24 protein-coding genes and 1 tRNA gene are annotated in these 26,272 nt (G+C 55.9%); 7 read left to right on the top strand and 18 right to left on the bottom strand.

The genetic code is table 11. From position 1 onward, the window contains the following. The first annotated feature begins 366 nt into the window (after window positions 1-366). Together KO499_RS11560 and KO499_RS11555 are read left to right on the top strand one after the other, a co-directional pair. Window positions 367-1,041, top strand: a complete 675-nt coding sequence (locus tag KO499_RS11560) for a spermidine synthase (RefSeq protein WP_215983881.1) — start codon at window positions 367-369, stop codon at window positions 1,039-1,041. Between the two features lie 41 nt (window positions 1,042-1,082). Next, window positions 1,083-1,730 (top strand): MBL fold metallo-hydrolase, encoded by a 648-nt coding sequence (locus KO499_RS11555; protein WP_323133342.1) that lies wholly within the window; start codon window positions 1,083-1,085, stop codon window positions 1,728-1,730. On the opposite strand, the gene KO499_RS11550 is transcribed toward KO499_RS11555, so the two are convergent. Then, complete coding sequence (locus tag KO499_RS11550) at window positions 1,699-3,333, bottom strand: methyl-accepting chemotaxis protein (RefSeq protein WP_215983880.1); 1,635 nt, start codon at window positions 3,331-3,333, stop codon at window positions 1,699-1,701. The two genes, KO499_RS11555 and KO499_RS11550, sit on opposite strands and share 32 nt — an antisense overlap. A 268-nt stretch (window positions 3,334-3,601) precedes the next feature. Between KO499_RS11550 and KO499_RS11545 the strand changes: the two genes are divergently transcribed. After that, a complete protein-coding gene (locus KO499_RS11545) occupies window positions 3,602-4,267 on the top strand; it encodes a hypothetical protein (RefSeq protein ID WP_215983879.1) in 666 nt (221 codons plus the stop codon). Window positions 4,268-4,288: 21 nt separating this feature from the next. Here the strand turns inward: KO499_RS11545 and KO499_RS11540 are convergent, their stop codons facing one another. Together KO499_RS11540 and KO499_RS11535 are read right to left on the bottom strand one after the other, a co-directional pair. Then, window positions 4,289-4,912, bottom strand: a complete 624-nt coding sequence (locus KO499_RS11540) for an L-threonylcarbamoyladenylate synthase (protein WP_215983878.1) — start codon at window positions 4,910-4,912, stop codon at window positions 4,289-4,291. Beyond that, window positions 4,909-5,265 (bottom strand): BolA family protein, encoded by a 357-nt coding sequence (locus tag KO499_RS11535; protein ID WP_215983877.1) that lies wholly within the window; start codon window positions 5,263-5,265, stop codon window positions 4,909-4,911. Before KO499_RS11535 ends, KO499_RS11540 begins: the two co-directional genes overlap by 4 nt. 184 nt (window positions 5,266-5,449) lie before the next feature. Between KO499_RS11535 and KO499_RS11530 the strand changes: the two genes are divergently transcribed. The 4 genes from KO499_RS11530 (at window position 5,450) to KO499_RS11515 (ending at window position 12,708) form a co-directional block, all read left to right on the top strand. Beyond that, entirely contained in the window at window positions 5,450-7,627 is a 2,178-nt protein-coding gene (locus KO499_RS11530; protein WP_215983876.1) for a DNA topoisomerase 3, read from the top strand. A 112-nt stretch (window positions 7,628-7,739) separates the two neighbouring features. Further along, window positions 7,740-8,474, top strand: a complete 735-nt coding sequence (locus KO499_RS11525) for a response regulator transcription factor (protein WP_215983875.1) — start codon at window positions 7,740-7,742, stop codon at window positions 8,472-8,474. After that, window positions 8,467-10,107 carry a FecR family protein gene (locus tag KO499_RS11520; protein WP_215983874.1) on the top strand — a complete coding sequence of 547 codons (1,641 nt, stop codon included), beginning with the start codon at window positions 8,467-8,469 and terminating at the stop codon, window positions 10,105-10,107. The genes KO499_RS11525 and KO499_RS11520 overlap by 8 nt, the downstream gene beginning before the upstream one ends. A 33-nt stretch (window positions 10,108-10,140) precedes the next feature. Next, entirely contained in the window at window positions 10,141-12,708 is a 2,568-nt protein-coding gene (locus KO499_RS11515; protein ID WP_215983873.1) for a CHASE2 domain-containing protein, read from the top strand. Between the two features lie 23 nt (window positions 12,709-12,731). Here the strand turns inward: KO499_RS11515 and KO499_RS19735 are convergent, their stop codons facing one another. The 15 genes from KO499_RS19735 to pyrH all read right to left on the bottom strand — a co-directional run bounded on the left by KO499_RS19735 (window position 12,732) and on the right by pyrH (window position 26,261). Continuing rightward, window positions 12,732-13,109, bottom strand: coding sequence for a fibronectin type III domain-containing protein (locus tag KO499_RS19735; protein WP_228339881.1), 378 nt, complete (start codon window positions 13,107-13,109; stop codon window positions 12,732-12,734). A gap of 253 nt (window positions 13,110-13,362) precedes the next feature. Next, window positions 13,363-13,439, bottom strand: a tRNA-Met gene (locus KO499_RS11505). A gap of 69 nt (window positions 13,440-13,508) precedes the next feature. Next, window positions 13,509-14,195, bottom strand: a complete 687-nt coding sequence (gene rnhB / locus KO499_RS11500; protein ID WP_215983872.1) for a ribonuclease HII — start codon at window positions 14,193-14,195, stop codon at window positions 13,509-13,511. Continuing rightward, window positions 14,195-15,376 carry a lipid-A-disaccharide synthase gene (lpxB, locus tag KO499_RS11495; RefSeq protein WP_215983871.1) on the bottom strand — a complete coding sequence of 394 codons (1,182 nt, stop codon included), beginning with the start codon at window positions 15,374-15,376 and terminating at the stop codon, window positions 14,195-14,197. The genes rnhB and lpxB overlap by 1 nt, the downstream gene beginning before the upstream one ends. A 17-nt stretch (window positions 15,377-15,393) precedes the next feature. Further along, on the bottom strand, window positions 15,394-16,185 hold the full coding sequence (gene lpxA / locus KO499_RS11490; RefSeq protein WP_215983870.1) for an acyl-ACP--UDP-N-acetylglucosamine O-acyltransferase: 792 nt from the start codon (window positions 16,183-16,185) through the stop codon (window positions 15,394-15,396). Continuing rightward, window positions 16,185-16,622: a 3-hydroxyacyl-ACP dehydratase FabZ gene (gene fabZ / locus KO499_RS11485; protein ID WP_215983869.1), complete on the bottom strand. Its 438-nt coding sequence runs from the start codon at window positions 16,620-16,622 to the stop codon at window positions 16,185-16,187. Before fabZ ends, lpxA begins: the two co-directional genes overlap by 1 nt. Window positions 16,623-16,633: 11 nt before the next feature. Continuing rightward, window positions 16,634-17,659, bottom strand: a complete 1,026-nt coding sequence (gene lpxD, locus KO499_RS11480) for a UDP-3-O-(3-hydroxymyristoyl)glucosamine N-acyltransferase (RefSeq protein ID WP_215983868.1) — start codon at window positions 17,657-17,659, stop codon at window positions 16,634-16,636. A 48-nt stretch (window positions 17,660-17,707) separates the two neighbouring features. Then, window positions 17,708-18,205 (bottom strand): OmpH family outer membrane protein, encoded by a 498-nt coding sequence (locus tag KO499_RS11475; RefSeq protein ID WP_215983867.1) that lies wholly within the window; start codon window positions 18,203-18,205, stop codon window positions 17,708-17,710. 45 nt (window positions 18,206-18,250) lie between these two features. After that, complete coding sequence (gene bamA / locus KO499_RS11470) at window positions 18,251-20,569, bottom strand: outer membrane protein assembly factor BamA (protein WP_215983866.1); 2,319 nt, start codon at window positions 20,567-20,569, stop codon at window positions 18,251-18,253. 44 nt (window positions 20,570-20,613) lie between these two features. Beyond that, window positions 20,614-21,963, bottom strand: coding sequence for an RIP metalloprotease RseP (rseP, locus tag KO499_RS11465; protein WP_215983865.1), 1,350 nt, complete (start codon window positions 21,961-21,963; stop codon window positions 20,614-20,616). 48 nt (window positions 21,964-22,011) lie between these two features. Then, window positions 22,012-23,196, bottom strand: coding sequence for a 1-deoxy-D-xylulose-5-phosphate reductoisomerase (ispC, locus tag KO499_RS11460; protein WP_215983864.1), 1,185 nt, complete (start codon window positions 23,194-23,196; stop codon window positions 22,012-22,014). Between the two features lie 2 nt (window positions 23,197-23,198). After that, a complete protein-coding gene (locus KO499_RS11455) occupies window positions 23,199-24,038 on the bottom strand; it encodes a phosphatidate cytidylyltransferase (RefSeq protein ID WP_215983863.1) in 840 nt (279 codons plus the stop codon). A 21-nt stretch (window positions 24,039-24,059) separates the two neighbouring features. Next, window positions 24,060-24,830: a polyprenyl diphosphate synthase gene (uppS, locus tag KO499_RS11450; protein ID WP_215983862.1), complete on the bottom strand. Its 771-nt coding sequence runs from the start codon at window positions 24,828-24,830 to the stop codon at window positions 24,060-24,062. A 74-nt stretch (window positions 24,831-24,904) separates the two neighbouring features. After that, entirely contained in the window at window positions 24,905-25,462 is a 558-nt protein-coding gene (frr, locus tag KO499_RS11445) for a ribosome recycling factor (protein ID WP_323133341.1), read from the bottom strand. A gap of 70 nt (window positions 25,463-25,532) precedes the next feature. Continuing rightward, window positions 25,533-26,261 carry a UMP kinase gene (gene pyrH, locus KO499_RS11440; protein WP_215983861.1) on the bottom strand — a complete coding sequence of 243 codons (729 nt, stop codon included), beginning with the start codon at window positions 26,259-26,261 and terminating at the stop codon, window positions 25,533-25,535. Window positions 26,262-26,272 lie beyond the last annotated feature (11 nt).

The raw sequence follows: 26,272 nt of genomic DNA, 5'->3' as shown, positions 1-26,272 counted from the left end.
TCGCCGAATTCGGCGAGTCATTCGGCGAATTCAGCGAAAAGAGTGGAAAACGGCAAGACGCGCGAATGCATCAGACAATGGAGTCCGACCAGAAGAACGCGCGGCAAAATGAGACAACGTCATGGATAATTAACCGATTAGAAAACGTCTATTAAAACCCAGAGTAGCCGAAGCTGGAGGATAAGAGAATAGGAAGCGATAAGCGGCTAGGCGTAAATACGGACACCGGGACTCATGGGCCAAGCCAGGGCTTTACCTACTTTCTGTTAAGCGACTGGGGCGGCTTCCACCTTGCCCAAGGGTTTTATTTTCACCGTGAATGAAGCAGGTTAAACTGCCGGCCCAGCTCTCAACCCGGAACCTGAAATGGCCCGCTTCACCGAAATCGGCACTGCAATCATCCCCGGCAAAGGAACCCAGTTACGCCTCTTACAGCGCAACGAGGAGTTCTCCATCAAGATCGCCGGCACCACTGGTGAATTGATGAACAGCCGGATCCACGGCTCGGAAGATGCCCTGGCCACCCTGGCATGCGAACGAATTACCGATCAACCCGCACCCCAAGTCCTGATCGGTGGGCTGGGTATGGGCTTCACCTTGGCAGCTGCGCTGGCCACTCTGGGTGACGAGGCGCAGGTGACAGTGGCTGAACTGGTTCCCGAGGTGGAAACCTGGAATCGCGGGCCCTTGGGCGCAGCCGCCGGAAATCCGCTGACCGATCCCCGAGCCCGCGTGCACATTGGTGATGTCGCTGAGCTACTCAGAACCAGTGACAGTGAATGGGATGCCATCCTTCTGGATGTCGATAACGGCCCCGAAGGCTTAACGCGCAAGGAAAACAACTGGATCTATTCACCGGAAGGTATTGCGGCAGCCCAGAGAGCCCTTCGACCAGACGGCATCCTCGCCTACTGGTCAGCAGGCCCGGAACACGCGTTTACCGAGAGACTCCGACGTGCCGGCTTTGCCGTCGAGCCTGTCACTGTGAGGGCCCTGCGTCCCGGCAAAGGCGCCCGCCATGTTATCTGGTTGGCGTGGTAAACTTCCGAGCCAAACCCTCTGTTCTGTTTTCGAGAAAGCGTATGTCACTGAAGTATAGAGTCATCCCGGTCACTCCTTTCCAGCAGAACTGCTCGCTGATCTGGTGCGAGGAAACTGGCAAAGCCGCCGTTGTCGATCCCGGCGGTGATCTCGACCGGATCCGCGCCGCCGTGGATTCAGAAGGTGTAAGCGTCGAGAAGATTCTGCTAACCCACGCCCACATTGATCACGCCGGCGGCACTGCCGAGTTGTCAAAGATACTGGGCATCCCCGTGGAAGGACCGCACAAAGACGACAATTTCTGGATTGTAGGCCTGCCCCAGCAAGCCCAGATGTTCGGGTTTCCGACACCGGAAGTCTTCACTCCCGATCGCTGGCTGGAAGATGGCCAGCGGGTCACTCTGGGTAATCAGACCCTGGAGGTGCTGCACTGTCCCGGGCATACTCCGGGCCATGTGGTTTTTTATCACAGGGAGTCTGGTCTGGCACTGGTGGGCGATGTGCTCTTCCACGGATCTATCGGTCGCACTGACTTTCCTAAAGGAGACCACGCAACACTGATCCGTTCAATTCGCGAACATCTGTTCCCGTTAGGGGATGACGTTGCATTCATTCCCGGACACGGACCTATGTCGACCTTTGGTCAGGAGCGCACCACTAACCCTTTCGTGTCCGACCATCGCGGCTGAGCCGGAACTGTTCGATGGCTTTTCTCAGACTTTCCGCCATGGCCAGCAAGTCTCCTGCTATACCCGCGGTCTCCCTGGCATCCATGGAGGTCTGTTCTGCCGAGCGACTGATTTCAATCACGTTCTGATTGATGGACTCAGCGACATCGCTCTGCTCGTTTGCCGCGCTTTCCATCTCCTGATTGAGCTCTGTAATCTCCCGAACGGCAGCAGCAATATCCTGCAGCTCCGACTCCACGGTCAGGATGGCAGAGACCTGAAGCCCGGCCTTCTTCGAAGCATGATTCATAATGGCCACACAATCGGCCACTTCGCTCCTCAGTCCATTGATCGTTTGCCGAATCTCCTCCGTGGAGTGCTGGGTTCGCGAAGCAAGCGCCCGCACCTCATCGGCAACCACCGAGAAGCCGCGCCCCTGCTCTCCGGCCCTTGCTGCCTCAATGGCCGCGTTGAGGGCCAGCAGGTTGGTCTGGTCGGCAATACTGGAGATCACTTCCAGCATATCCGACATCTGGCCGGTGCGCTGATCCAGGCGTTCAATTCGATGAGCACCCTTCTGAACTTCACTATTCAGCGCTTCGATACCTTCCACCGCCTCACGGGTCAAACTCTCTCCCTTGCAGGCCGATTCCGCCGTGTCCGCAGACTTCCGGGTCGTGTGCACGGCATTTTCCCGGACCTGAACCGCAGACGCCGCCATTTCGGTGGTGGCGCTGGCCACCTGATCGGTATTATCACGCTGATCCAACACCTCCCTTTCCGTCGTGTCGGCTTTACCGGCAATGCTTCTGGCAGCCTGCTCAACCCGTTCGGCGTTATCCATCACCGTATTCATGCTTTCACGAATCTTCGCCATCATTCGATTAAAAGCATGTGAGACAGAGCCGATTTCATCATTGCGCGTAACGTCCAGCTCGATGGTCAGATCCGAGTTACTGGAAATTTCGTCCATACGGTCGTGGAGTCGCCGTAAACGCGAGAACACCAATCGGCTCAGTACTGCTGCCATCAGGAAAAACACCGCAGCAAAGATGGCCACCTGGATGCTACCACTGGTCAGCAATTGTTGATGCAGACGAGCATCGCTCTCAGCCAGTGAGTACTCCACGCGAATAGCGCCAAGCACGTCCCCTTCGTTCGCCTGATGGCAGCCCAGACAGTTCACCCCCTGATAGTTCGCCCTTGCAATCACCGGCTCAATCAGTGTGTACACCCGACCGTCTTCGTTACTCGAATAAGACTCGACTCTCTCTCCCGCCAGCGCTTTCTCATCCCGGGGCTCTCTTTCCTGCTCCGAGGCATTGCCGACCCCGAAGGTGCGATTCAGATGGTCACTGCGAATCACCCTCACATCCAGCACATCCGCCGGCGCCATTACCTTGTCACGGAGAACTTCGCGGTTAGCAATCGTGCCGGTCACCATCATGGTATTCAGCCCGTCGAAATAAGACTTTGCCAACCCACCGACATACCGTTGACTGAATTCTTCCATGTGGTCACGTTGCGAATCAGCACTGTAAAGCACAGAAAATACCAGAATCAGCAAGAAACCTGCCGCGAGTGCTGCCAGAAGCAAAAAGCGAATGGAACGGTGTTTTTTCATGGTAACCCGGCACAAGGGCCACTCAACGGGTGGCCTGACAATTGTTTTGCCTTCTAATGGCGACGATTAACTGTCGTCAAACTTTATAGATATGTGCCAATAATTTCCTGACGCAGATCAGATTCACAATCAGTCACTTCCATTCACGGGCACCCGACACTCAACAGAGTTGGCCTGAAAGCTGCATTCCCAGATGACAGGTATTTGATATTCCCAACGCACACCGCTTGGAAACCGCACGCGGTTGGCCAAAGGAGGAATCCCACTCATGTCACTGCTGACCTCTCTGATCCAGGCGAGCACCCAATTCCAGCTGGCCATGGAAAAGCGCCAGACACCTCCCTCAGGCACGGAGAGCCCGGCGGGCAAGGTCCAGACAAATACCCCGGAAACAGAACCCAGCTCTGGCGATGACCGTTTCACCCCCTCGGAGAGCAGCGCGGCAAACCTCGCCAGCCTCAAAGCCCGCCGGCTCGCCATGGCCGACTACAAACAGACAGTAGGGCAGGACCTTGCCTTTGTTCGGGAGACGTTGCGGCACAAACTTGCCGAATACAACCTGCACCCGGCAACAGCATTGAACGTGAGTAAGAATGAAAGCGGTAACGTTGCGGTAGACGGAAAAATGATTGACAGCACCCGGGCACAGATCGAGAAAGACCTGAACGTGAACAAGAACTTCACGGAAGCATTCAATCGACTCAGCGTTAACGAACCCACGCTGCACTTCATGGACAATGCACTCAAGCTAAACCAGGCCTACGGGGTGAACAATCCACTACTGGATACGCTGATCAGTGAGAATCAGCAGTTCAATGGTCTACAGGACCTGGTCCACCGTTACGATACCCTGCGGCGCTCGGTCAGTGCCGAGCAACTGGAGGCCGCGGGAAATGCCCGGGAGTACGCCTTCAACCTGAACGCCCGGGCCTGACATCAGGACAAGTAATGGCGATCAGGCCTCAAAAGGCGCCGGATCCCCTTTCCCGACACGGGTAACCGCCGGAGCGTCGCCGGTAAAGTCCACCACAGTGGTCGCTTCCATTCCACAGAAGCCACCGTCGATTATCAAATCCAGCTCATGCTCAAGGGTTTCCCGAATATCGTAGGGATCCGTCATAGGGTCCGTTTCGCCGGGCAGAATCAGGGTGCTGCTCATAATCGGCTCACCGAGCTCCCCCAGTAGCTCCTGAACAATCGCATTATCCGGCACCCGCACACCGACAGAACGGCGCTTCGGATGCAGCAACCGCCGGGGTACCTCACTGGTCGCATCGAGAATGAACGTGTAAGGCCCCGGAGTAAAATTCTTCAGGAGCCGGTACTGGGTGTTATCCACCTTCGCATAAATGCCGATGTCTGAAAGATCCCGGCAAACCAGCGTGAAATTGTGTTTGTCGTCCAGTCGGCGAATCCGTTTGATCCGGTCCGCCGCCTGCTTGTCTCCCAGGTGACAGCCAATGGCATAGGCCGAATCCGTGGGATAGACGATCACGCCGCCACGGCGAAGAATATCCACAGCCTGGTTAATCAGACGCTTCTGCGGCGTCTCCGGATGAATCTGGAAAAGCTGACTCATTGATTCTCTCCCTGAGCGGTCCGTGCCGCCATCACCGGATCCTTCTTGGACCCACCCATACAATTCGGAGACTCCGGCGCCGCCTGGCCGGTTACCTCCCACTCCTCCGGTGAGTACAGATGTAACGCCAAAGCGTGAACCTCACCAGCCAACTCCTCGGCCAGCACCTTGTAAATCGCCTGATGCCGCCGCACCCTCATTTGCCCCTCAAAAGCTGGCGACACCAGGGTCACCTTGAAATGGGTTTCTGAATTTGGCGGCACACTGTGCTTGTGACTCTCATTCTCCACCTGAAGAACACGCGCATCGAAGGCGGTGTTCAGCTTGGTTTCAATGGCATTCTGGATTTTCATGTTTCTGAACTCCTGCTGCGCAGCCGAGGATAAAGGGGCAAATGGCACACGGTTAGAAGCGGGTGCGAAAATGGCCGCCACCAACACCCTTAGTCTACTACATATAAAGGACACACCCGAGAGCCTTGACAGCATAAAGCCAAAGCGCCACATTCCCATCCCGATTCCAAAACCCCCAGACCTCATGCATCTGTACATCGCCGAAAAACCAAGTCTGGGCCGCGCCATCGCCGCCGCCCTCCCGGGCCCTCACCAGAAGGGCCAGGGCTGGATACGCTGTGGCAACGGCGAAAACGCCGCTACCGTAAGCTGGTGTATCGGCCACCTGCTGGAGCCGGCAGAGCCCGCCCGATACAACCCTGCCTGGAAAAAATGGCGCCAGGACGACCTCCCCATGTTTCCCGAAAAGTGGGAACTCATGCCCAAGGACAGTGTTCGGCAGCAGCTCAACGTCCTGGAATCCCTGATCCGCCAGGCTGATACCATTATTCACGCGGGTGACCCGGACAGGGAAGGCCAGCTACTGGTCGACGAAGTCATCCGCTACTTCGGCACCAGCGCACCAGTGCACCGCATTCTGATCAATGACCTGACTCCGGCCGCAGTCGCCCGGGCCATCCAGAGCCCCAGGGATAACCGTGATTTCCGGCGTCTGTCGCATTCGGCACTGGCAAGACAACGCGCTGACTGGCTCTATGGCATAAACCTGACCCGCTTTTACACACTCAGTTACCAACAACAGGGAGAACAGGGCGTGTATTCCGTCGGCCGGGTGCAAACCCCTGTGCTGGGACTGGTAGTAGAACGCGACAACACGATCGAGAATTTCCAGCCCAGGCCCTATTACCGGATTGAAGCCCGTTTCAAAGCCCAGGAAGAGGAAGCCGACCAGCAGTCATTCACCGCCCGCTGGCAGCCAAGCGAGCAGTTCCAGGATTATCTGGACGACGAGAATCGCCTGTTAAGCCGGGAAATGGCAACACAGATAGCCGAGAGCGTACAAAGCCGGCCCGGCACCGTCACCGAATCCCGTTTCCGGGACCGGCCGGAAGCACCGCCGCTGCCGTTTTCCCTGTCGGCTTTGCAGATTGAAGCAGGCCGGCTGTTCCGGATGGGCGCCAAGGACGTGCTTGATACCGCCCAGAACCTTTACGAACGCCATCAACTGATCACTTACCCACGTTCCGATTGCCGCTATTTGCCCGAAGGGCATTACGATCAGCGTGAACAGATAGTGCGTGCCATCGGCCGGGTAGCACCAAACCTTGAGAAAGCCTGCCAGGACGCAGATCTGACCAGGAAAACCGCGGTCTGGAACGATAAACAGGTCGACGCCCACCATGCCATCATTCCGACCAATCGGCCCTCTGCCAATGGCAAACTCAGCACTGCAGAAGAAAAGATTTACGGACTGATTAGCCGGTATTATCTGATGCAATTCGCGGCCGACGCGATCCACCGCGAGGGCAAGCTTACGGTGCGAGTGGCAGAACACCAGTTCCGTGCCACCGAAACCGCTATTCTGGCACCCGGCTGGAAAGCGCTTGAGCTGAAACTCCGGGAGGCGCGCAAGGAACCGGAGAAGACGCCCCTGCCAAGACTGGAAAAAGGTGAACCGGTATTTTGTGAGGACAGCAGCCTTACTGAGCGGAAAACCCAGCCGCCCCAACATTTCACTGATGCCACCTTACTCTCGGCGATGACCAACATTGCCCGGTTTGTGACTGATACCGAACTGCGCAAAACTCTGCGGGAAACCGATGGCCTGGGCACTGAGGCGACTCGGGCGGCCATCATCGAAACCCTGTTCAAGCGGGACTACCTCTACCGTGACAGCCGCCAGATCCGAGCCACCGACAAAGCCAAGGCATTGATCGGCTCTCTGCCCGAATCGGTCAGTAAACCGGATCGAACTGCGGTGTGGGAAGCAAACCTGGAGAGCATTCGCCGTGGCGAGGGGGACCCGAGAGCGTTCCTTGAAAAGCTGAAAGAAGAAGTTCGCAGCTTTATGCAGAGGCCTCAGGGGCAACCGAATCAGGGTACCAAACAGAGTGGGACAGCCTCACCAGAGCCCCACTGCCCCAAATGCCGAGCTCCAATGCTGGAGCGGGACGGAAAATTCGGTCGTTTCTATGCCTGCACCCGTTACCCGGATTGTCGCGGGACCCGACCTCTGGAAGAGGCCAACCCACAGGATGGGACCAGTCAGATGCCGGTGCCCTGCCCTCATTGTTTCTCCCCCCTGGTACGACGAAAAGGTAAAAAAGGCTGGTTCTGGGGCTGCAGTAATTTCCCGGGCTGCCGACAAACACTTGATGACGACAACGGAAAGCCTGTCATTCACTTACGCAAATCTACATAACGATACTGAACGCGGATCCACATTTTGTGATACTTGAAATTGGTAGCAGAGGATTATCTGATAGTCCCTGCTCTTTACCAGGCATGAGAGCAACACTCCGGGGGGAGGCTTAATGCGTATTGCTTTGCTTGAAGATGAAACTGAACAGGCACAGCACATCCAGTCGATTTTGTCTGAGCGCGGGTATCACTGCGACAGTTTCCCTACTGGCCAAAACTTTCTGAGCGCGGTTCTGCATCGCAGTTACGATCTGCTTGTCCTTGATTGGCAGATTCCGGATATGACCGGCATAGACGTACTCGAGAGTGTTCGAGCCCAGTTGAACTGGCCTATTCCTGTGCTCTTTCTCACCCAGCGGGATAGCGAGTCTGACATTGTTCGGGCTTTAGACGCTGGCGCTGACGACTACCTGGCCAAACCAGCCCGATCGGCGGAACTGGTTGCGCGCATTAACGCCCTGGCAAGGCGCTCCAACCCGGACAGCGAGAAGGAAGTTCTCCGCTATGGCCCGTTTGAAATCAACACTCAGCAGAGAGTCATTGTGCTTCACGGTGAGGAACTGACCTTAACTGACAAAGATTTCGATCTTACCCTGTTCCTGTTTCAGAACCAGGGGCGGCTGCTGACCCGAGAAATGCTCCTTGAGCGGGTTTGGGGACTCACGAGGGACATCAATACCCGGACAGTGGACACCCATATGAGCCGCCTTCGTCGCCGGCTTGGTCTGAACCCGGAAAACGGCTTCCGCATCAAGACAATTTACCAGCGAGGTTACCGCCTGGAGACCATGAAGACGCAAAGCCAGGCGCTCGCTGGCGAAGAACGGGCCAAGGCAGCTAATGACTGACAGCCCGAACGCTCGATTGCACACACTGCTATTCATGTTTGCCCTGCTTTTCTGTACCACACAGGCAGGCGCCGAGCTGTCCGTAACACGGGGCTCGGCAGGGCATTCCGTCACCGCATCCGTCAGCTCAACAATGCCCGAGTGGATCTACACATTAAAACCCGGCGAGAGCTACTCTGAAGTGGCAATCGAGCTCCTGGCCCCCAATTTCCCGGCCAGCCGTCTGCTCCAATACAACAGAATTGATAATGGTGCCACACTTGATGCCGGCGACAGACTTCGAATTCCTGTGGCCTGGCTGAAGAGGCAGCCTCAGCCAGCTCGCACCACATCGATAACCGGAACCGTCCACCTTATTCCCGGAAACACCGGTCGAAAAACGCTCCTTGCGGAAAACACCCTGATTCGCGTCGGTGATGAAATTCAGTCATCCGCCGGAACAGCGACCATCGAACTCGCCGACGGCTCGGAAGTACGGGTGTCTCCGGATTCACGGCTGATCTTCAACCGGCTGACCCAATATGGCAAAGCAGGCATGGTGGATACGCGTCTAAGGCTCGACAGGGGCGCGATCGACACCCGGGTAAAACCCGTGATGGAAGGTGGCGCCCGATTCGAAATTGAAACGCCATCGGCAGTAGCTGCCGTTCGAGGAACCGCATTCTCACTCCAGACATCACCCGAGGGCACACACCTGCAGGTCACTGAAGGCAATGTGGACTTCGGAGCGCCGGGCAAAACCCGTCGCATTCCGGCTGGGTTCAGTGCCAGCCTGTCCACCACCCCCAATACAGGCTTGAGCATCCGTCGCTTACCGCCCGCACCGGCCCTGAATCCCGTCCCGGAGAAGCTGACCAAACTGCCAACCACGATCACCTGGCAGGACAGTCGCGCTCCGCTTCACCGCCTCGATATCTTCGAAAGCGAGACGGGGCGCTGGATGGAAAGCCGTAAGCTCACAGGTAACCGTTACGATATCAACCGTCTGGACAATGGCAACTACGAAATTCACCTGGCCGCGCTCGACACCCTGGGTAACGCAGGTATGCCCCGGATCATCCCGGTTGAAGTCGATCTGCAGGCCAGGGCCGCCAGCCTGGACGTGCCTGCCGAAGGTGAAACGGTAAACGATGACATGCCCGAGTTCCGGTGGACACTCAATGGCGATAACGAAGTAGCTCGATTAGAGATTGCCGACGACGAAGACTTCCGGAACCTGATCGCCACCAGCGAATGGGCACCAGAGAGCACTGCCCTGCCCTCACGCCCGCTCGGGCCTGGCCAGTATTACTGGCGGGTTGTTACCGAAGCAGGCGGCAATTCAGTCGCTACCACGCAACCGCGTCAACTTATCGTAAATGGCACCCTGCCACCGGTTCGAATTATCAGCGTAAACTACATCGACAGTCAGGTAAGGATATTCTGGGAAAAGGTGATTACCGCGACAGACTACCGCCTGCAGCTCTCAGAGGAGCCTGGTTTCACTAACATCATCAAGGAAGCAACCTTGTCTGATACCACGGCAGCCTTGCGTCTTATTCCCGGAAGACGGTATTTTGTGCGCCTGAAAGCTCTTTCCGATGGCCCGATGCAAAGCCGCTGGGGACCCGGGCGGGAGTTGTACCTGGACTAATCCGTTGATCGACCGAAACACACAGCAGGGCTCATGAACCGGGATTGGCTGCGAATCAAAACGACACCCTGGACTCTGGGCCTGATACTGCTGGCATTGCTCCTGCCTATCCAGACAACCGAACTGCCTCAACGTCTTGACTACTGGCTATACGATCAAGCCATAACGTCGAACCCCCTGAAAACCCCGGACGAGGTTGTGCTGATTACCATTGACGAAATCAGCCTTGATCGTCTGGGCCGCTGGCCCTGGCCCCGGAAGCTGCACGCCGAGCTGATTGACAAGCTTGCACAAGCAGGCGCAAAAACCATCGTGTTCGATATTCTGTTCTCTGAACCGTCGCCGGATGACCAATACCTGGCCGCACAGATGCGCCGCCACGGCAACGTCATCCTGCCAGTCTATCTATCCGCCCCCACATCCCGACACCTGTTGAGTGAGCAACTGCCCGTCGGAGTTCTGTCCGAGGCAGCCTCCGGGCTCGGCCATGCTCACGCGGAACTGGATAGCGACGGGGTCGCTCGTGGCCTTTACCTGTTTAATGGCCTGGGGCAGCAACTCTGGCCGAGCCTTGCTTTGGCGGCTACCGGAGCCAAGGCACAACGCTCGGGGTCCGACGATGCGCCACCCTACATGAATATCCGGGATCAGTATCGGGCCGTGCCTCTTGCTGGCGGCGCGGGTTCACTTCGCTCCTATTCCTTCTCGGAGGTATTGGCCCAGCCGCACTCCCCACAGCGTTTCAGGGACAAAACGGTCTTTGTCGGTGCCACAGCCGCCGGTTTTGGGGACATATTGCCGACACCATTCTCTGGCCTGAGCCGTCCGATTTCCGGTGTTGAATTTCACGCCAATGTCTTTACAGCCAAAAAGCAGGGGCTACTGATTCGACAGGCACCCCAGTGGGCCTCCGCGCTCTCAGCTATAGCAACCATACTGATACTTGCCCTGGCTTTACCTCAAATGCGCCCGGCACGCACTTTGCTGGCCTGCGCAACCGCCCTGGCCGTGCTCACCGGCATTTATCTGTTCATCCTTCTGGCAATGAGGTGGTGGGTGCCCTTTGCCAGTACTTTGCTGGTTCCTCTATTGGCATTCCCGGTGTCCAGCGGTCTTCGACTCGCCATGACCAACCGTTTCCTGAACCGACAGCTGGACGATCTGGCGAAAAGCCCACAGGTTTCCCTTCCCGCGCCCTCCGACCGGAACCCCACTCAGCTTCTGGAGCACTTCAAGGCACTCTTCCGACCCGCTGGGTGGCTTCTGTCCGAAGAAGGCGAGACGCTTTCTGCCCGACAATTATCAGAGGCCGATATTCCGGACAACCTGATTCCGGGCCACTGGTCCCACGTCAACAATTGCAGCTGGATCAAGCTCCCGCGGGCCGGCACCCATTATTACCTGGGCCTGATGCTGCCGGATGGCCTCGGACAGGAGGTTATCCAGCACTACCTGCGCAGACTTCAACTTGAGCAAACTGCACCTGCGGATTCAGGCGCCGGGCCGAACGAAAATATTTCAGCTCGAATCGAGAAGGTCCGCATTGCCACAGACCGACTGAATCACTGGCAACAGTTTATCCGCAGAAGCTTCGAACGCATGCCGGACGGTATCATTGTCACCGATGAGCTCGGGGTGATTCGCCTGGCCAACGGTCATATTGAAAAATGGTTCGGCGAACCCATGCCCAGTCTTGCAGGTCTGCCCCTGGTAAAACTCCTTGAGGGACATGATCCGAGAGAAATACCGCCATGGCACGAAACTGTTTCCGAAACACTGACCCTTCAGCAGAGCCGGACAGTAGATCTGAAACTCGGCGATAAGGACTTCCTGATTCATTTTGCTCCATTTTCACTGCCCGACAATGACCAGCAAGGCATCATCGCCAACATCTCCGATATTTCGGAACTGCGGGAACAGCAACGCCAGTATCGTGAAGCCATTGATTTCATTTCCCACGACGTGCGCTCGCCACTGGTTTCCCAGCTTGCTCTGATCGAACAGTTGAAACGGGACCCCAGCCACATTGAGAAGGATCAACTGGAACAGCTGGGGCGGCTGGCCCGGAGAAGCTACCACCTCGCCGAGGAATTCGTGCAGCTGGCACGGGCGGAGCAGCTAACAGAAACCCGATTCTATGAGTGTGAATTCCTGGCGATCGTTGAGAATGCCCGGGATAGCGTCAGTGAGCAGGCTATCGAGAAGCAGATTCGCCTTCAGCTGCATGACAGCGAAGATCTCTGGCTCAAAGGCAACGCAGAACTTCTAGAGCGGGCCGTTATCAACCTGCTATCCAATGCGATTCAATACAGCCCTCGCGGATCAGACGTCAGCGTTCAGGTTTTCCGCGCTGGCCATCAGGCCTGCCTGACCATTGCAGATGAGGGCTCAGGAATCGATCCGGAAGAGCTGCCGCATCTTTTTGACCGCTACCGCCGTCAAAAAAGCACTGAACTGGCTGGAGTGCATGGCACCGGGCTCGGCCTTTCTTTCGTGAAGACCGTCGTAGAAAAACACAAAGGGGACCTGTCGGTCTCATCGACACCGGGCGAGGGCTCAACGTTCACCCTAAAACTCCCGGTTGCCGACCCACTGGCCTGATGTATCAGATCAAGGAGCTGACCTCATGAACGGATGGATTTGCTGACAACATCCGAGGGCTCACTGATCAGCCCGTTGATATCCTGAACCTCGATCGTGAAATACCAGGTTCCAACATCAAGCCCACGTAGCTCGTAAGACATTTCCGCCTCAACCTGAGCATTGGGAATAACGACCTCTTGGCTCAGTTCTCCGGCATCCTGTCCGTAACGAATCACATATCGATCCAGTTCACCCATCGAGATGCTCTCACCGTTAACACGGGTCAGCGGAGCGCTCCAGCTCAGTACAGCGGAACGCTCAGAAGAGGCACCAGCACCACCACAGCCTGTGAGACCAACGCCAAGAAAGAACGTGGCGGCCCAGAGCTTTGACACTTGAATAACGCGATTCTTAAGCATTTGGAACCAATCTGTCGTCGACTTTGACAAGGCGCAAAAACGGGCACGATTATCAGTGTGATGACAATTATTTTCCTAGTTAAGAAAATGTCAATTTTCCATCAGGGAGGTTAATTAAAGCAGGGAAGAAGCCATTGATCGAGTGGACAATTCGACGTGAAGAAAATATCGAAAGCGGTATTCGGAATGCTGGAGAGGTCTACTAACGGAAAACACACAAAAAAAGGCCCGCGAACGCGGACCTTTTTTAAGATGGTAGCGGGGGCAGGATTCGAACCTACGACCTTCGGGTTATGAGCCCGACGAGCTACCAGACTGCTCCACCCCGCATCAAAACTGGTTGTTTACCGGAAAGCCCCGATCAACGTGCGCGTATATTAAGGACTGAATAAATCGCTGTCAATCAATATCTTCAAAAAGATCAGTTCGGTACTGCAACGGTTGGGAGTCTCCATTCAGGTCGTCTCGGAAGAGCCCCACCTCATCAATGGCTTCCTGGACCGGACGAAAAGAGCGGCGATGTTCGGAGGTGGCACCGAGACGGCGCAGGGCTTCCAGATGTATGGGAGTCGGGTAACCTTTGTGCTGCGCGAGACCAAACCCCGGAAAGCGTGCGTCAAGCGCCTCCATCTCCCGATCACGGGTTACCTTCGCAATAATGGAAGCAGCACTGATGGCTTCGACCCTGCTATCACCCTTGACTACCGGTTCGGAGGCCCAGTGCCATTTCGGGCAGCGATTGCCATCCACCAGAACATACTCGGGCACCACGGCCAGCCCTGAGACTGCACGTTCCATGGCGAGCATGGTGGCCTGGTAGATATTGAGCCGGTCAATTTCGTGAGCTTCACAACGACCGATACTCCAGGCCGTTGCACACTCAAGAATTTGATCATAAAGTGCGGCTCGTCGCTTTTCGGTAAGCTTCTTGGAGTCAGCCAGGCCCGCAATCGGACGATCAGGATTCAGAATCACCGCAGCAGTCACTACCGCACCAATCAACGGCCCCCGCCCAACTTCGTCGACACCCGCCAGCAGAGGACCAGTGTAGTGACATTCAAAGGGCGGCAGCGGAGTCTTGGCCATCAGTGTACGCCCCGCTCTACCAGTTCTGAAATTGCCTCTGCAGCTCGTTCATCGGCACCCTGTTTCAGCGTATGGTGTAACTCGGTAAAGGCTTCTTTCAGCCGCCCCCGTTCATCATCGTTGTCCAATCGTTCAAGCACCGCCTCACCCAGGTTTTCGGCCGTGGCATCATCCTGCAGCAGTTCCGGCACCAGTTCGCGCCTGGCGAGCAGATTCGGGAGTGCAACATGGGGCACCTTCACCAACCTGGACAACAGAGCATAGCTGAATCCGCTCAAGCGATAACCTACCACCATTGGCTTTTTCAATAGCATGGCTTCAAGCGTCGCAGTTCCAGAAGCCAGCAGAACCACATCCGAGGCAGCCATCACGTCCCGGGACCGGCCTCTCACAATGGTGACTGGCAGCTTAACGTCCAACGCTTCGACCAGATCCCGCACCTGTCGCTCACGATCCCGGTTAACGCAGGGAATCAACAGCTGGAGATCCGGGCGCCTTTCCTGGATCCAGCGACAGGCTTCCAGGAACAGAGTCCCCAGCCTGCCAACCTCCCCTGCTCGGCTACCGGGAAGAACGGCAAGCACGGACGCGTCACGCTCTATACCGAGCGACTCTCTCATTCTGACGGTATCGGGCTCCAGAGGGATGCGATCGGCCAGAGGATGCCCTACAAACGCCACTGGCACCTGATGCTCCTCGTAAAACCTTGCTTCAAAGGGGAACAGGGTCAGCATAAGGTTGACCGATTTTGCGATCTTGAAAATCCGTTTCTGACGCCAGGCCCAGACTGAGGGGCTGACATAATGAACAGAAAGAAGACCGGCCTCACGGCACCGTCGTTCGATGGCCAACGTGAAATCCGGGGAATCGATACCAATCACCACATCTGGAGGCGTGGCAAAGAAATAGTCCAGCAGGCGGGCTCTAATCCTGAATAACTCCCGGATTCGCCCCAGGACTTCTACCAGTCCCATGACAGAAAGACGCTCCATTGGCACCAGGGAGTGAAAGCCTTCGGCAATCATCTCCTCACCGCCAATCCCGACAAACCGAGCCTGGGGATAGCGCTGGCGAAGAGATCGGATCAGGCCCGCCCCAAGAATATCGCCCGATGCCTCACCGGCTATGATTCCAAATGTGATTTTGCGATCGCTGATGGTCGCGTCAGATAGATCTGTCACCGACAGGCTCCAGCCGGTTAGCGGATGATGCCGCGATGAGCCCCACGCAGGGAGCTTATGAGGGGCCGTATTTCTGCAATGTCAGAATAGGATTTCTCGAGTTCTTCCACAGCCTGCTCGGTGGTCAGTCCCTGGCGGTAGATAACTTTGTAGGCTCGGCGCAAAGCCAGCAATACATCCTTGCTGAACCCGCGACGTTTCAGTCCTTCCACGTTCATACCATGGGGCTCCGCTGACTGGCCACTTGCCATCACATAAGCAGGGATGTCTTTCAGAACAATGCTGCCACCCGCGGCCATACTATGAGGCCCAATATGGCAGAATTGATGCACCATGGTGCCGCCCCCCAGAATGGCATAGTCACCAACACAAACATGGCCGGCAAGCGTCGCACAGTTGGCCAGTATGGTGTTGTCACCCACGATGCAATCATGGGCTACATGAACATAGGCCATCAGGAGGTTGCCACTTCCAATGCGGGTTTCACCGCGATCCTGTACGGTGCCGCGGTGAATCGTGCAATTTTCACGAATGACATTATTGTCACCGATCACCAGGGTGGTGTGCTCTCCCGCGTACTTCTTATCCTGGCACTCTTCGCCAATACTGGAAAACTGAAAAATACGGTTCTTACGACCAATAACCGTGGGGCCCTTTACAACCACATGGGAGAGAATCTCAGTGCCCTCTCCGATCTCCACGTCCGGTCCAATGTAACTCCAGGGCCCAACAGTGACGTTATCACCGAGCCTGGCTGACGGGTCTACAATCGCCTGAGGATGGACACCCGACCAGTCATTTGTCGCCATCAAACTTCTCTCTCAGCGGTCAGAATCTCTGCCACGCAGACGACTTCGCCGTCTACCAGCGCGCGACACTCGAATTTGTAGATACCCCGTTTACCGGAAACGAATTCCGATTCCATACGCAGTTGATCACCCGGTAAAACCGGACGTTTAAAGCGGGCCTTACTGGATCCGGCAAGGTATTGTACCACTCCGTCAGAAGGTTTCCGGCCCACTGTCACAAAAGCGAGAATACCTGACAGTTGAGCCATAGCCTCAATAATCAGTACACCCGGCAGGATCGGATTCTCTGGAAAGTGGCCCTGAAAGAACGGCTCGTTAAACGAAATATTCTTGTAGCCCTTGATCGATTTTCCCTTTTCGACCTCCGTTACCCGATCCACCAGCAAGAACGGGTATCGGTGTGGCAGGTATTCCAGAATTTCGTCGATGTTCATCATGTTGATCGGCCTCAGCCCTCTAATTTCTTTTCCAGTTCTTTGACCCGTCTCGCCAGAATGTCCAGTTGGCGGAAGCGCACAGCATTTTTGCGCCACTGACGGTTAGTATCGGCGCTGGTGCCCGACGAATAGACTCCGGATTCCCGTATGTCACCGCTCACCAGGGTCATGCCTGTTAAGTGAACCTGATCGGCAATTTCCAGATGCCCCGCCACGCCGGAAGCCCCGCCAAACACACAATGCCGACCAATTCGGGTACTACCGGCTATTCCTACCATCGCCGCCATGGCGCTGTGATCGCCGATCTGAACGTTGTGAGCAATCTGTATCAGGTTATCGAGTTTGACTCCGTTACCGATAACAGTGTCGTCCAGAGCACCACGGTCAATGGTCGTATTGGCCCCCACTTCCACGTCATCTCCAAGAACGACCCGACCAAGCTGCGCGATCCGGTGCCATGCGCCTTTCTCATTTGCGAAACCAAAACCGTCAGAGCCAATGACGGCTCCACTGAGGATGTGGCAGCGCTTTCCAACCACTACATCATGGGCCAGGGTCACCCGGGGCCGAATCACCGTCTGCGCACCAATGGTGGTTCTGGCGCCAATAATCGATCCGGCGCCCACGACCACCTTTTCCCCAATGTCAGCGCCTGCCTCGATAACGGCATTGGGGCCAACGCTGACGTCATCACCAAGTGTAGCCGAGGGATCCACGACCGCGGTCTGATGAACGCCCGGCGAAGCAACCGGCATCGGATCGAACCAGTGGCTCAGGCGAGCATATCCGAGGTAGGGGTTGTCCAGTAACAGGACGTTGGTCGGAGCATCCTTCGCCGAAGCGGGAGATACAATAATTGCAGAGGCGCGTGTATCTGCCAGGTATCTGCCGTATGACGGATTCGCCAGGAAGCTGATCTGACCGGGCTCAGCGGCCTGCAACGTCGCCAACCCCGATATCGTCACATCAGGGTCACCCCGCAGCTCCGCTCCCAGGGCATCGGCAATATCCCCAAGGCGATAGGAACTTTCTGTCATTGCATGCTCCCAAGCAACGATCAGGGCACCGGGGTGCCCCGTCACAAATTAACGGTTCAGTTTTTCCAGAAGCTGAGAGGTCAGGTTCATTTCCGGTTTTACATAGACAACAGCTTCACTGGGCAGGATCAAATCAAGATCATTCTCGTCAAGAAGCTCCTTGACAGCTGCGTCGACCTCGGGGCGAGCCTGCTCCAGAAACGCCTGCTTGCGCTGATTAACGGTTGAATCCAGGCGTTGCTTGAGGAAGTTGAACTCCTTGACCTTTTCCTGAAACTCACCGGACAGCTTGTTGCGCTCGCTCTCATTCATCATCGCACCGTCCTTTTCCAGACGCTCCTGGAGCTTCCGGGCCGCTTCCTGAGCCTCACGGACTCTGGCTTCATCGCCCGCAAAATCCTTCTGAAGCGATTCGCTGAAGGTCTTGGCGTCGTCAGAAGAGAACAGCGCCTGACGCAAATCGACCACACCAATCCGTGTGTCGGCCATTGCCGGGAACGAAAACGCCATGATCAGAGCAGCGAACATCATCAAAAATCGGGACATTAGTTTTCTCCTGGTGTTCATCCGTAGACGGTTATTATCCATGCTTTAGAAGGTCTGGCCCAGTGAGAACTGGAACACCTGTGTGTCGTCGCCAGCCTCATCGTTCAGAGGATAGGCCAGACTGAACGCGAGTGGGCCAACGGCAGTTATCCACTGGAAACCAACACCGACAGCCATCCTGACTTCACCCAGCTCTGGGTCAAAGCCTCGATCCGTATCAAAAACCTGACCGGCATCCAGGAACAGAGCTGTTCTCATGGAACGGGTATCACCGGCAAAGGGTGTCGGGACAATCAGCTCAAGGCCAGCTTCAGTCAACAGATTGCCACCAAACGCATCCGGATCCGTGAGATCGTTCTCGTTATTGGTTGCTTTCAAACCAAGTGAGTTGGCCTCATATCCACGAACGGATCCATAACCACCGGCATAAAAATGTTCGTAGAAAGGCATCTGGGTGCGATCGCCATATCCGTCTCCGTAACCCACTTCGGTGCGTGCACGGATTACCCAACGATTGTCGTCAGTAACCGGATAGTAGAAATCGGTTTTATGGGTTGCCTTGTAGAACGTCAGGTCGCTACCAGGTACCGCAACGTCCAGTGACAGGGAGTGACTGAAACCCGAAGTGGGCAGCACGCCGCGATTCAGAGTGCTGCGACTCCAGCTACCGAACAGGAAGTAATTGGTGAATGAATCACCTTCGTCCTGGATGAATTCCGTCACTTCTTGCGAGGTGTACAGACCTTCTTTGAGGTTCGACTGGGTCACACCGGCGCCAAAATTCAAACGGGTATTCTGGTCTATCGGATAACCGAAAGTAACGCGGCCTCCGTATTCGTCCAGGAGGAATGAGGAGATATCTTCCTCTTCATAATCTGTTTCCCGGGCGAAAAGGCTGAACCCACGGCTCACCCCGTCAACGGTATAATAGGGATCAAGGTAGGAAACGTTGGCGCTCTTCACCGAATCACTGACATTGACACCGAAAGATACCCGCTTACCCGTACCAAAGAAGTTGTTTTCAGAGACACTGGCACCGAGAATCACACCGGAGTCCTGGGAGAAACCGACAGATGCAGACAGACTGCCGGTCGGCTGCTCCTCAACGGAATAGTTAACATCCACCAGATCATCCGTTCCAGGCACAGGAACCGTTTCGACATTTACAGCCTGGAAGAAGCCAAGCCGCTCGAGCTTGGTCTTGGAGAACTCGATGCGATCAGAAGACGCCACACCGCCTTCCATCTGTGTCATTTCCTGGCGAAGCACATCGTCACGGGTAGACACGTTGCCATCGAAATTAATTCTTCGCACATAAGCCCGCTTGCCTGGTTCCACAAAGAAGGTGACAGCAGCAGTATTGTTCTCGCCGGGCTCAGGAACGGCATTGACGTTGGCGAACGCATAACCTTCCCGGCCAAGCCGGAATGCCAGCGATTCCGAGATTGCGGTCATGCGGGATCGGGAGAATACATCGCCCTCCTGAACCGGAATCAGTGAGCGCAGCTCCGATTCATCCAAAATGAGGTCACCACGAAGGTTGATCTCGGAAATGGTGTACTGGGGCCCCTCATTCAGGGCGATGGCGATGAAGACCTTTTGCTTGTCCGGCGATATGGAAACCTGACTGGATTCGACGTTGAAATCCAGGTAGCCCCGATCAAGATAGAATGACCGCAAGGATTCCAGATCGCCACTGAGACGCTCTCTGGCATACTTGTCCGAGTTGGTAATTGAATTCCACCAGCTCGTCGTCTGCAATTCGAACAGGTCCTGCAGTTCCTCATCGCTGAAGTCCTCGTTGCCAATGAGGTTGATGTGGTGAATCGCAGCAACAGAGCCTTCGCTGATATCCAGCTGAATCGCAACCCGGTTCCTGGGCAGCTCCTCCCCGGTCGCCTTCACCCGGGCGTTGTACCGCCCCTGGGCAATGTAGGAACGCAGGATCTCGAGCTCAAGACGTTCGAGAGTCGCACGCCGGAATACCTGCCCCTCCTGGAGCCCTGCACCCGCAAGAGCATCCATCAACATCTCGGTCTCAATATTCTTGTTACCCTCAATCTCGATAGTGCTGATCGAGGGCCGTTCACGAACCGTCAGGATAAGCACACCCGCATCGCGGCTGACCTCTATATCGGTAAACAGTCCGGTCCGGAACAGGGATTTGATAGCATCAGCCAGCTCTGTCTCATCCACCTGTTCCCCAATATTGACTGGCAAGGCGGAAAAAACAGTACCTGCAGATACCCTCTGAAGGCCTTCCACCTCAATATCCGCAACAGTGAACTGATCAGCAAGTGCTGGCTTCAGGCCGGACACGGCTACAGCGAGGCCAACGGCAACACCTAGAAGAGAACGTCTCATTCAAATATTTCGCCTGGTTAATGCGCGTAAGGAGCCCGCAATTCTCACAACCGCATCAGGTCGTTGTAAAGAGCAAACACCATTAATGTGAGTATCATTGCCATACCAATTCGTAATCCAAACGCCTGAGCCTGCTCGGAAAGCGGCTTTCCCCTGATCGCCTCGATGGTGTAGTACACGATATGACCACCATCAAGTACAGGCACTGGCAGCAGGTTCAGAATACCCAAACTCACGCTGAGATAGGCAAGAAAACGCACGAAATCCTCGAAGCCGGAACTTACGCTGGCCTCAGCCACCCGGGCAATGGTAATCGGACCACTGAGATTGGTGGGTGACAAAAGCCCTGTGAACATCTTCTTGATCGCTACCAGAGTCAGGCGGGTATCCGCCCAGGTTTCGCTGAGAGCAACCGGGAGTGCCGCAAAAGGACCGTAACTGACATCACGCAACACGTCCTCCGGCCACGTAATAGCTTCCACGCCGGCACCAACAAAGCCAATTGTCTCACCGCTCTCTGCGTCTCGGGCTTCCGGCGTCACACTGACAGAACGCTCAGCACCATTGCGCGCAACCGTGAGCTGAAGCGTCTGTTCCGGAGCGTTGCGAATGGCATCGACAAGCTCGAACCAGTTACTGATCGACTCACCATTAACTGCCAGAACCCGATCGCCGGGCTCCAGACCAGCGGACTGAGCCCGCCCCCCCTCAGATACCTGCCCCAATACAGGGGGAATCGTTGGGCGCCATGGCGTGATCCCGAATTCTGCCAGAGGATTCGGCGTGTCATCACTCAGACGCCAGCCAGAAAGTTCTCCACTGACGTTACCGCGGACGCCGCCATCGGATACCTCCATTGAGATCGAACCCTGCTCCCCGGCCCGTTCCAGGATACGCATATTCACATCACGCCAGGAATTTACCTGGTGGCCGTCTACTGCATGGATCTCCATGCCTTCGTGCAATCCAGCCCGCTCCGCCACACTCTCATCGGCTATTTGTCCGATAATCGGCGCGACATGGGTAACCCCGACCACACTCAATAACCAGTATGCAAAAACAGCGAAAATAAAGTTGGCAACAGGGCCGGCCGATGCGATGGCAATGCGCTGAATCGGCGGCTTGGAGGTGAAGGCCTGATCCCTTAGTTCCTCGGGCACCGGGCCTTCGCGCTCGTCCAGCATCTTCACGTAACCACCAAGAGGAATAGCGGCGACTGCAAATTCAGTCCCATGCTTGTCGTACCAGGAGAACAGCGGCTTCCCGAAGCCTACAGAAAAGCGAAGCACCTTTACGCCACAGCGCCGGGCAACCCAAAAATGACCGTATTCGTGGAGGGTCACCAGGATGCCCAGAGTGAGCGCGAGTGCGAGGACGGTTTCAATAATCTGCATAACGTTCCTGATTGATGGCTTCAGCCGGACAGCTTTGTAGTGCGACTATCAGACAGTTAACAGATCTATCTGTTCCCTTGCGCGGGCCCGTGCTTCTTTATCTTTCGCAAAGATCATGTCAAAGCTGTTCGCTGGCTCAACCACGGTCGAGCTCATGGTCCGCTCTATGATAACGGGGATATCTGAAAAACACAGGGTGCCCTGCAGAAAAGCAGCGACAGCAACCTCGTTGGCGGCATTAAGAACGGCCGGAGCAGTGCCACCTGCCTTAAAAGCTTCCGCCGCCAGACGCAAGCACGGGAAACGTTCCAGATCAGGCCGTTCGAAGTGAAAGCTCCCAATGGCGAACAGATCCAGGGGCGCAACACCGGCATCAATGCGCTCCGGCCACGCCAGACCATTAGCGATCGGTGTTCTCATATCAGGACTGCCCAGTTGGGCAAGTACAGAACCGTCGGCATATTCAACCATGGAGTGAATAATACTCTCAGGGTGAACATGCACCTCTACGCTCTCCGGAGTTGTATTGAACAGCCAGCAAGCTTCAATCAACTCCAGGCCCTTGTTCATCAACGTTGCAGAATCCACTGAGATCTTTTGCCCCATGGACCAGTTGGGATGGGCACACGCCTGGGCCGGTGTCACTGTCCGGAGGTCATCAGCGGAGTGCTCCCTGAAGGGACCACCCGAGGCTGTCAGCAGAATTCGTGTGATGCCAGCCCCGCCAGGATCTCTAACTTTGTCGGCCGGCATGCACTGGAAAATCGCATTGTGCTCGGAGTCAATCGGCAGCAATTCAGCTCCGGCCCCGGCCACCGCATCCATGAACAGTTTGCCGGACATCACCAGGGCCTCTTTGTTCGCGAGCAATACCCGCTTCCCTGCCCGCACCGCCGATAGCGTCGGCGATAGCCCCGCCGCACCAACAATAGCTGCCATCACGGTATCAACGGCAGGGTCAGACGCCACCTCGCACAGCCCATCCAGCCCGGCCAGGACCTTGGTGTCAGGAAAATCCACCAATAATTCCGACAGAACCACAGCGGCCTCAGGATCGGCCATCACCGCCACCTTGGGACGGAACTCACGGCACAGCACTGCAAGCTCTTCGGCACGGGTGCTGGCGGTCAGCGCATGGATCGAAAATCGCCCCGGATGGCGCCGGACGACGTCAAGGGTGCTGAGACCAATGGAGCCGGTAGCTCCCAGAACACTGATAGAGCGGGTTTCCATAATCACCACTGCCCGGCTGTAAGCCAACCCAGTTGGGTAATGATCAGAGCAAATACCGGAATAGCCGCAGTCAGACTGTCGATCCTGTCCATGATCCCCCCGTGACCAGGGAGCAATTGACTGCTGTCTTTGATACCCCGATGCCTCTTGAACATGCTTTCCAGCAGGTCACCCAACACCGAAACCAGGCCAGTAACCAGGCTCGCAATCACCAGAAGCAACGTCTGGCCTGCTCCTGCGGAAGCCATGAAACTGACCAGCAAGGCGAAGGCTCCCACCGCAACCAGGCCGCCCCAGACACCCGCCCAGGACTTCCCGGGACTGACACGAGGAGCAAGTTTGGCTTTGCCAAAGGCCCGGCCAGCAAAGTAAGCACCAATATCGGCGACCCAGACGACACAGAACACGTAGAGGATGAGAAGCAGGTTATTGGTACTGTCACCGAACTGAAAGCCGCCCGTACGCAAGTGATTAAGGCCCACCCAGGCCGGCACCAGAACGAACAGTCCCATAAGGGCCCTTGCCAGAAGGCTTCCCCATTTTTCGGAACCCGCGGGATAACTGCGAACCAGAAGAAAACAAACGCACCACCAGAGCAGGGCCAGCCAGAGCACTGAAACAACAGGTACGTTCAGCAGCCCATAGAGAACAACAGCCGTCGCGAGGGCATAGCCTATCCTGCCAGCAGGGTTCCCAATGCCGGACATATTCGCCCACTCCCAGGCCCCTACTGTGATAACGGCACCGGTGAAAAGCGCAAACCCCAACGGCGGGAGAAAGAAGATCCCGCCAATAGCGATGGGAGCAAGGATCAGTGCGGTGATGATTCGGGTTTTTAACACGATTAACGTCGCTCTCGTTCGTTATTGTTGTAGAGCCTTGGCCGCGATCTGATCATCTGTCTGGCCAAAACGACGCTGTCGACCTGCATATGCCTGCAAAGCCTTCAGCATTTCTTCCTGCTGGAAGTCCGGCCAGTAAACGGGAGAAAAGTACAGCTCTGTATAGGCCAGGTGCCACAGTATGAAATTACTGATTCGCTGCTCACCAGCGGTTCGAATCATCAGGTCAGGCATTGGCAGATCACCAATACTAAGGTGCTGCTGGATCAGGTCATCCGTTATATCCGATGGCGCCAACTGCCCGGCCCTGACCTGCTCGGCCACTTGACGTGTCGCCTGGGTAATATCCCAGTGACCACCGTAATTGGCAGCAATCACAAGCGTCATTCGGGAATTATTCCGGGTCAGCTCTTCCGCCGCGTCCATTTGCTCTCGAAGAGCCAGGCTGAAGGCCGTGCGGTCACCGATAATTTGCAGCCGGATATCGTTTCGATGAAGCTTGCGTACCTCACGTTCCAAGGCAAACATGAACAGTTTCATCAGAGCCGACACCTCTTCCTTGGGGCGACGCCAGTTTTCACTGGAAAAAGCAAACAGGGTCAGAACTTCAATACCCTCGCGGGCACAGGTTTCCACTACTGCCCTGACTGCATCCACACCCGCTCTGTGACCTGCTACTCCCTTAAGACGACGGCTCTTGGCCCATCGATTGTTCCCGTCCATGATGATGGCCACATGCCGGGGCCGGCTGTCTGCCGACACCGGAATCTCTGCGGATACAGTTCCCGTCATGAAATCCCCTGTACGGCCGGAGCACTTTAACGCCCCGGCCTTTCAATTCGCTTACAAGTGACCCAGGCTGGTGGTTATACCGCCATCAGGTCCTCTTCTTTGGCCTTGAGCATCTTCTCGACTTCCGCAATGTAGCGATCCGTGAGCTTCTGGATCTCATCCTCGCCCTTGCGCTCGTCGTCCTCGGTAATTTCCTTTTCCTTCAACAGATCCTTGATCATGCTGTTGGCGTCACGTCGAGCATTGCGGACGGATACCCGACCGTGTTCAGCGTCAGCTTTTGCCTGCTTGACCATTTCCTTTCGGGTTTCTTCGGTCAGCATCGGCATCGGGATACGAATAATATCACCACTGGTTGCCGGGTTGAGGCCAAGATCGGAGCTCATAATGGCTTTCTCGATGGTCGGCATCAGGTTCTTTTCCCAGGGAGAGACCGTCAGTGTCCGGTTATCCTCGACATTCACGCTCGCCACCTGTTTCAACGGTGTTTCCTGGCCATAATAGTTCACCATGACACTGTCCAGGATGGAGGGATGGGCCCTGCCAGTACGGATCTTGTTAAACGCCGAGTTCAGAGACTCAAGGCTCTTTTTCATTTTCTTTTCGGCTTCTGCTTTGATGTCGTTAATCACGTCAGCATCCTCAATTCGTTCGTCATGTCATTCCGGAATCTGCCCCGTTCACGGGGGGCCGGATAGCGATTTATTCGATCAGTGTACCTTCTTTTTCACCGGTCACGATTCGAGTCAGTGCACCTGCGCGGTTCATGTCGAATACCCGAAGCGGCATGCCGTGATCCCGAGCGAGGCAAATCGCTGTGAGATCCATCACACCCAGCTTCTTATCCAGAACCTCGTCGTAGGTAAGGCGATCGTATTTCTCTGCACTGCTGTCCAGATGCGGATCAGCTGAGTATACGCCATCCACCTTGGTGGCCTTGAGTACGGCATCGGCCTCAATCTCAATACCACGCAGGCAGGCAGCGGAATCCGTCGTAAAGAAGGGGTTACCAGTTCCGGCACAGAAGATCACCACATCCCCATCCTTGAGATCCCGAACCGCACGGCGGCGGTCGTAATGCTCAACAATCCCGCTCATTGGAATCGCGGACATCACACGGGTCCGGATATTAGACCGCTCCAGGGCATCACGCATTGCAAGGCCGTTCATTACCGTGGCCAACATTCCCATATGGTCACCGGTTACCCGGTCCATGCCGGCCGCATTCAAGGCCGCACCACGAAACAGGTTACCACCGCCGATCACAAGGCCAACCTGAACGCCGATACCAATCAGCGCGCCAATCTCCAGTGCCATGCGGTCGAGAACTTTGGGGTCAATACCGAAATCGTGCTCTCCCATCAGGGCCTCGCCACTGAGCTTGAGCAGAACACGTTTGTATCTGGGCTGGGTTTTCGATGATGTCGGCATGATGATCCCCT

The organism is Marinobacter sp. F3R08 (assembly GCF_018860425.1).
GTDB lineage: Bacteria > Pseudomonadota > Gammaproteobacteria > Pseudomonadales > Oleiphilaceae > Marinobacter.
The sequence above is the reverse complement of the archived record's forward strand: the minus strand, read 5'-3'. Positions and strand labels throughout refer to the sequence as shown.

Coding starts and splice junctions, on each gene's coding strand:
- KO499_RS11540 (WP_215983878.1), bottom strand. CDS start 4,912: ATGAGTCAGCTTTTCCAGATTCATCCGGAGACGCCGCAGAAGCGTCTG.
- KO499_RS11555 (WP_323133342.1), top strand. CDS start 1,083: ATGTCACTGAAGTATAGAGTCATCCCGGTCACTCCTTTCCAGCAGAAC.
- pyrH (WP_215983861.1), bottom strand. CDS start 26,261: ATGCCGACATCATCGAAAACCCAGCCCAGATACAAACGTGTTCTGCTC.
- rseP (WP_215983865.1), bottom strand. CDS start 21,963: ATGCAGATTATTGAAACCGTCCTCGCACTCGCGCTCACTCTGGGCATC.
- KO499_RS11525 (WP_215983875.1), top strand. CDS start 7,740: ATGCGTATTGCTTTGCTTGAAGATGAAACTGAACAGGCACAGCACATC.
- lpxA (WP_215983870.1), bottom strand. CDS start 16,185: ATGGCGACAAATGACTGGTCGGGTGTCCATCCTCAGGCGATTGTAGAC.
- ispC (WP_215983864.1), bottom strand. CDS start 23,196: ATGGAAACCCGCTCTATCAGTGTTCTGGGAGCTACCGGCTCCATTGGT.
- KO499_RS11515 (WP_215983873.1), top strand. CDS start 10,141: ATGAACCGGGATTGGCTGCGAATCAAAACGACACCCTGGACTCTGGGC.
- KO499_RS11550 (WP_215983880.1), bottom strand. CDS start 3,333: ATGAAAAAACACCGTTCCATTCGCTTTTTGCTTCTGGCAGCACTCGCG.
- lpxD (WP_215983868.1), bottom strand. CDS start 17,659: ATGACAGAAAGTTCCTATCGCCTTGGGGATATTGCCGATGCCCTGGGA.
- rnhB (WP_215983872.1), bottom strand. CDS start 14,195: ATGGCCAAGACTCCGCTGCCGCCCTTTGAATGTCACTACACTGGTCCT.
- KO499_RS19735 (WP_228339881.1), bottom strand. CDS start 13,109: ATGCTTAAGAATCGCGTTATTCAAGTGTCAAAGCTCTGGGCCGCCACG.
- KO499_RS11535 (WP_215983877.1), bottom strand. CDS start 5,265: ATGAAAATCCAGAATGCCATTGAAACCAAGCTGAACACCGCCTTCGAT.
- KO499_RS11560 (WP_215983881.1), top strand. CDS start 367: ATGGCCCGCTTCACCGAAATCGGCACTGCAATCATCCCCGGCAAAGGA.
- fabZ (WP_215983869.1), bottom strand. CDS start 16,622: ATGATGAACATCGACGAAATTCTGGAATACCTGCCACACCGATACCCG.
- KO499_RS11530 (WP_215983876.1), top strand. CDS start 5,450: ATGCATCTGTACATCGCCGAAAAACCAAGTCTGGGCCGCGCCATCGCC.
- uppS (WP_215983862.1), bottom strand. CDS start 24,830: ATGACGGGAACTGTATCCGCAGAGATTCCGGTGTCGGCAGACAGCCGG.
- KO499_RS11520 (WP_215983874.1), top strand. CDS start 8,467: ATGACTGACAGCCCGAACGCTCGATTGCACACACTGCTATTCATGTTT.
- KO499_RS11475 (WP_215983867.1), bottom strand. CDS start 18,205: ATGTCCCGATTTTTGATGATGTTCGCTGCTCTGATCATGGCGTTTTCG.
- KO499_RS11545 (WP_215983879.1), top strand. CDS start 3,602: ATGTCACTGCTGACCTCTCTGATCCAGGCGAGCACCCAATTCCAGCTG.
- bamA (WP_215983866.1), bottom strand. CDS start 20,569: ATGAGACGTTCTCTTCTAGGTGTTGCCGTTGGCCTCGCTGTAGCCGTG.